General features: G+C 63.6%; 6 protein-coding genes. 4 read left to right on the top strand and 2 right to left on the bottom strand.

The window, feature by feature from the left end; translation table 11 throughout:
- Together AC1DX0_RS30280 and AC1DX0_RS30275 are read right to left on the bottom strand one after the other, a co-directional pair.
- Positions 1-593 (bottom strand): copper chaperone (locus AC1DX0_RS30280; RefSeq protein ID WP_477358104.1); only part of this gene is annotated, 593 nt, incomplete at its 3' end.
- Positions 594-602: 9 nt separating this feature from the next.
- The gene (locus tag AC1DX0_RS30275) at positions 603-1,238 is read right to left on the bottom strand and encodes a DUF1326 domain-containing protein (protein ID WP_477358101.1); all 636 of its coding nucleotides are present in this window, start codon (positions 1,236-1,238) and stop codon (positions 603-605) included.
- 321 nt (positions 1,239-1,559) lie between these two features.
- Here AC1DX0_RS30275 and AC1DX0_RS30270 point away from each other — a divergent pair, with 321 nt between their 5' ends.
- The 4 genes from AC1DX0_RS30270 to AC1DX0_RS30255 all read left to right on the top strand — a co-directional run bounded on the left by AC1DX0_RS30270 (position 1,560) and on the right by AC1DX0_RS30255 (position 5,469).
- Positions 1,560-2,741: a cystathionine beta-lyase gene (locus tag AC1DX0_RS30270; RefSeq protein WP_477219277.1), complete on the top strand. Its 1,182-nt coding sequence runs from the start codon at positions 1,560-1,562 to the stop codon at positions 2,739-2,741.
- Positions 2,742-2,966: 225 nt separating this feature from the next.
- On the top strand, positions 2,967-4,046 hold the full coding sequence (locus tag AC1DX0_RS30265) for an HPP family protein (protein WP_477219278.1): 1,080 nt from the start codon (positions 2,967-2,969) through the stop codon (positions 4,044-4,046).
- Positions 4,047-4,152: 106 nt separating this feature from the next.
- Complete coding sequence (locus AC1DX0_RS30260; RefSeq protein ID WP_477358099.1) at positions 4,153-4,839, top strand: RNA polymerase sigma factor; 687 nt, start codon at positions 4,153-4,155, stop codon at positions 4,837-4,839.
- A gap of 105 nt (positions 4,840-4,944) precedes the next feature.
- Positions 4,945-5,469, top strand: a complete 525-nt coding sequence (locus tag AC1DX0_RS30255; protein ID WP_477219280.1) for a DUF4142 domain-containing protein — start codon at positions 4,945-4,947, stop codon at positions 5,467-5,469.
- The last annotated feature ends 17 nt before the right edge of the window (positions 5,470-5,486 follow it).

Raw genomic sequence — 5,486 nt, 5'->3', positions numbered from 1 at the left:
CCCTTGATCGGCGTCCATTGATAGAGGCCGGCGGCGATCAGGACGAGGCCGCCGAGGATCGTGCTGCCGGTCGCCATCGAGGGATCGAGCAAGGCGAGGCGCGCAAGCAGCCATTGCGCAACGGTTGCCACGATGCTGAAGACGACCCAGACGGCGAGATAGCCGGTAAAGAACCATCCGGTCGAAGCGATAGGCCGGCCATCGGCTAGCGCCCTGCGGCCGACGCCGGCATAGAGCAGCAGCATCGGCGCGACCGAAGGCGTCATCATACCGACCATCATCACCGCCCACATCGTGAAAATGAAAGCGAAATCGGCGGGTGCCCAGGCCCGGAACCCGGGCGCCACGGCGGCGCCCACATCCATGCCGCCCATGTCCATGCCGCCCATATTCATGCCGCCCATGTCCATCTTCGACATGTCCATTCCGGCCATGCCGCCGCTTGCTCCGGCCGGCATCGGGGAGGCGGGCACGGCCATGTCAGTGGCGAGCCACAGCACATAGGCCCAGGCGAGTACGGCAATCACGACGAGCGCGGTCATCACGACCGCGCGGTCGCGCCGCAGCACCGCCTCGAGGGCCGTGTCGCTCATTGGATCAGGTCAATGAACGATGCCGCTCTGCGTAAGATGCAGATTGGCAAAATGACTGTGCGTATCGGCCACCTCGAACTTGATCGGACCTGTCGTTTTGGTCCAGCCACGGCCGATTTCGGCAATCGCGTATTCGAAGCCGTGCGGCAGGTCGATGCGTGCCCGATGCTCGGCCCCGGTGACCGGATTCTTGATCGGTTCGCCATGACCGTCGGTCACGCCCTTGACGTGCAACCGTCCGGTTCGCGCTTCGACGTCGACCTCGAACTCGATCGGGGCAAAGATCGGGTCATGGAATTTCTCCAGCGTGGTCGAAAAGACCTGGAATATTGTCGCGCCTGGTTCGGTGTCCTGACCGCCCAGTATGCGCAGCRGCGCCTCACGCTGGGCCTCGCTCGCCCGCTCGTCGATAACCACCGCGGCTTCGCCCTTGCCCTGGTGTATCGCGCCGGGCCAGCGGAAAATCCCGACGAACCGCAATCCATCGAGCTTGGTGCTGCCATGGTGGCCGCTCTCGATCTCCATGCCGGCAACCGCCTGACAAAAGCCGTATGTCGGCAAGGCGTTGAACTGGCATGGGCAGCCATAGGCGCAATTGCAGTTGATGAATTCGCGCGCCTTCATTGTCCATTTGACGTCGGGCATGGCATTCCTCCCCTTGCCGCGCTCATGCTCTGCGAGCGCGATATCCGGATCGAAGGGACCAACAGGCCAGCCGGCAAAAACCATCCGGCAGCATCTGATCGAGGCAACCCGGCGATTAATATTAGAAGTTGATTATATACCATTCAGGACCGCCCACAATAGGCCGGCCGGCGCGCTTCGTTCACGGCGCAACCTCGGTTGCGGTGTGTTTCAGGCGCAGAATTGGCATATCCGAAGTCCACGCCCTGGCGGACGGTGAGCTGTTGCACGGTCCATGACGCCGCACTATGGCTAGCGCCTTGTCAAACAAGGCGACCAAGAATGGCGAAAGACGGCAACGACCAGCTTATCGGCAAGATGGGCATCAACACGCGGCTTGCCCATTCGGGCAACAACCCGCACGACTATTTCGGCTTCGTCAATCCGCCTGTCGTGCACGCCTCGACCGTGCTCTTTCGCAATGCAGCCACAATGGCGGACCGCAACCAGAAATACACTTACGGCACACGCGGTACGCCGACGACGGACGCTCTTGCCCATGCCATTGACGCGCTGGAGGGGTCCGCCGGCACGATCCTGGTGCCGTCCGGGCTCGCGGCGGTGACCATACCGCTGCTCGCCTTCGTGTCGGCGGGCGATCATCTGCTGATCGTCGATACCGTCTATCATCCGACGCGAAACTTTGCCGACACGATGCTCAAGCGATTGGGAGTCGAGGTCGAGTACTACGCTCCCGACGTTGGTCCCGGCATCGCGGCACTGATCAAGCCCAATACCAAAGTGGTATTCACGGAATCACCGGCCTCCAACACGTTCGAGCTGCAGGACATCCCGGCGATCGCCAAGGCGGCGCATGCGGCCGGCGCTATCGTGATGATGGACAACACCTGGGCGACGCCGCTCTATTTCCGGCCGCTCGACCACGGTGTCGATATCTCCATCCACGCGGCGACCAAGTATCCGGCCGGCCATTCCGACGTGCTGCTCGGCACGGTCTCGGCCAATGAGGGCCACTGGAAGCAGCTCTATGAGAGTTTTTGCACGCTTGGCTGCTGTGCGGGACCCGACGATGTCTACCAAGTGCTGCGCGGCCTGCGCACGATGGGCGTGCGGCTGGAGCATCATCAGCGCAGCGCACTCGCCATCGCGTCATGGCTCGAAGGCCAGAAGGGCGTGGCGCGCGTGCTCCACCCTGCTCTTCCCAGCCACCCGGATTACGATTTGTGGAAGCGCGACTTTTGCGGCTCGAGCGGCATCTTTTCCATCGTGCTTGCCGGCGGCGGCCAGAAGGAGCAGCACGCTTTCCTCGACGCGCTCAGGATATTCGGGCTCGGCTATTCCTGGGGCGGCTATGAGAGCCTCGCGGTGCCGGTCTGGCTCGGCGACCGCGTCGTTGCAAAGGCCCCTTACGAGGGTCCGTTGATCCGCCTGCAGATCGGCCTCGAGGATGTCGACGACCTGAAAGCCGACATCTTGCGTGGCCTGGCCGCTGCCGCCGCCTGACGGCGGCGCATACGGGCTAACTACGGGGCAGAATCAGCAAATGGGCGCAAGGCCCTGACGCTGATGACAAAGCGCGAGCCGCTCGCAGCAACCCAGCGAGGGGCGTCGCGCAATATTATTCTGCCGGGCCGTGACTTTCCGGATTTGTTTGACTTTCAAATCTGTCGGTTCGGCTGCATTGCGTGCTGCACGGTATTCACCAATCCATTTGTCACGAAGTTTGCCATGGGTTTTCGCCTTTTTGTCCCCATCCTTGCCGGCGCGACGCTACGCGAGCGGCTGCTTGCCTGTATCGGTGCCACGATCGGCATCGCGCTGACCGGCGTGATCAGCGGGCTGGCAATGGGTGGCGGCCCACATGTGGCGCTATTGGTGGCGCCGATGGGCGCTTCAGCCGTGCTTCTGTTCGCCGTGCCGGCGAGCCCGTTGGCCCAGCCCTGGTCGATCATCGGCGGCAATTCCATATCGGCGCTGGTGGGTGTGACCGTGGCGCATTTCGTCCATGATCCTATCTTTGCCTCGGGCCTTGCGGTGGCGCTCGCCATCGCGGCGATGTCGTTCACGCGTTGCCTGCATCCGCCGGGCGGAGCGGCAGCACTGACCGCGGTGCTCGGCGGGCCGGCCGTTGTCAGCGCGGGCTTCCTGTTTCCGTTCGTGCCGGTGGCCCTGAATTCGATCATCCTGGTCACGCTCGGCTTGCTCTTCCACAGGCTGGCGCGGCGCAACTATCCGCATGTCGCCGCACCAGCGCCCAACAGCCACGGCACCGCCGATCCACCGGCGCAGCAGCGCGTCGGCTTCCGGCCCGAGGATGTCGATGCGGCGCTGACCACGCTCGACGAGACCTTCGACATCGACCGCAACGACCTCGAACGGCTGTTGAGGCAAGTCGAGCTGCAGGCCATGGTGCGCTCGCACCGGACGCTGCTGTGCGAGGACATCATGTCCCGCGACGTGATTTCGGTACCCGAGCAAGCCACGGCCGACGAGGCGCGCCAGCAGTTGCTCGACCATAACATCCGCACCTTGCCGGTGGTCGATGCGGACGCAAGGCTGGTCGGCGCCGTCGGCCTGCGCGAGCTGACGAAAGCAATCGATACAGTCAATGGCGTGATGTCGCCGGCCGGCACCGCCTCCCCCGAGACGCCGGCGATGAGCCTGCTTCCCGTGCTGACCGACGGCCGCAGCCATGCCGTGGTCATCGTCGACGGCGAGCGGCGGATTCTCGGTCTGATCACCCAGACCGACCTTCTGGCGGCGGCAGCACGCGTGCAAACGACAGACAAGGGACTGGCGGCAGCTTAAGCTAGCGAGGCCGGATTGCTGAAATCCGGGAACCTTTTGCCGGCAGGAGCATCCAACGTTCAGTCAAGCGTCTATTCGGGCGTCTGTTCGAGGAGATCCGGTCGCGATGAGCAAGCTCGCAATGCCCACCACAACACCCGAAGCGGCTGAAAGCCATTCCGGCGACCTTCTGCTGGTGCACCGCGCGCTGGCGCGCGAGCCGGACGCCTTCCGCGTGATCATCAAGACGCACAACCAGCGGCTCTACCGCATCGCGCGCGGCATATTGCGCAACGACGCCGAAGCCGAGGACGTCGTGCAGGAGGCCTATGTCCGCGCCTTCGCCAATTTGGCGACATTTCGCGGCGACTCCTCGCTSGCCACYTGGCTGTCGCGCATCGTCATCAACGAAGCGCTCGGCCGYCTGCGCAAGAGGCGCCGCGCCTCGGCAATGCCCGAAAATCCGGAAGCGCGGATCATCCGCTTTCCCCTCAATCCCAGCGACGACCCGGAGCGGACGATGGCGCAGCGGCAGATTCTCRCACTTGTCGAACGGGCGACCGACAGCTTGCCCGATATCTACCGCACGGTCTTCGTGGCCCGCGTCATCGAGGGCCTGAGCATGGAGGAAACCGCCGATCTGCTCGGCGTCCGGCCGGAGACCGTCAAGACAAGGCTGCACCGGGCGCGTACCCTCCTGCGCAAGGCACTGGACGACGAGATAGGCCCGGTGCTGCTCGATGCCTTTCCCTTCGCCGGCCGGCGCTGCGATCGGCTGACCAAGGCCGTGATGGGGCGGCTGGGCTTCGAATGATGCTGTCCTGATTTCCGGGAACGTTTCGCCCCGCGCCGCATCCAATCAGCGTCAACTGAAAATATGAGCCCGGCGCTTTCTCATGGTCGGGCGAAGGAGGATGCTATGTTCACCCGATATACCGCGGCCCTTGCCGCCCTGCTTCTCGTCGGCTCTGCTCCGTTCGCGCAAGCAGCCGACAAGCCGACCGACCCGCAGATCGCCCATATCGCCTACACAGCCGGYGTGATCGACGTCGCAGCGGCCAAGCAAGCGCTCAAGAAATCGAAGAACAAGGAGGTGCTTGCCTTCGCCAAGGACATGGTGCGCGACCATGAGGCGGTGAATGTGCAGGCGCTCGACCTGGTCAAGAAACTCAAGGTGACGCCGGAAGACAACGCCACCAGCCAGGCGCTGACCAAAGCCGCGACGGAGGAGCGGGCCAAACTCGCCAAACTCAAGGGCGCGGCTTTCGACAAGGCCTATGTCGACAACGAGGTGGCCTATCACAAGCAGGTCGACGCTGCGCTCGAAACCCTGCTCATCCCGTCGGCCAGCAACGCCGAATTGAAGAGCCTGCTGGAAACCGGCCTTAAGATCTTCCAGGGGCATGAGCAGCACGCCGAACATGTCGCCGGCATGCTGAAATGAAAGCGGGCGCCTTGATC

The sequence above is a fragment of the Mesorhizobium sp. P3_A9 genome (assembly GCF_056402975.1).
The sequence above is the reverse complement of the archived record's forward strand: the minus strand, read 5'-3'. Positions and strand labels throughout refer to the sequence as shown.

Coding starts and splice junctions, on each gene's coding strand:
- AC1DX0_RS30270 (WP_477219277.1), top strand. CDS start 1,560: ATGGCGAAAGACGGCAACGACCAGCTTATCGGCAAGATGGGCATCAAC.
- AC1DX0_RS30265 (WP_477219278.1), top strand. CDS start 2,967: ATGGGTTTTCGCCTTTTTGTCCCCATCCTTGCCGGCGCGACGCTACGC.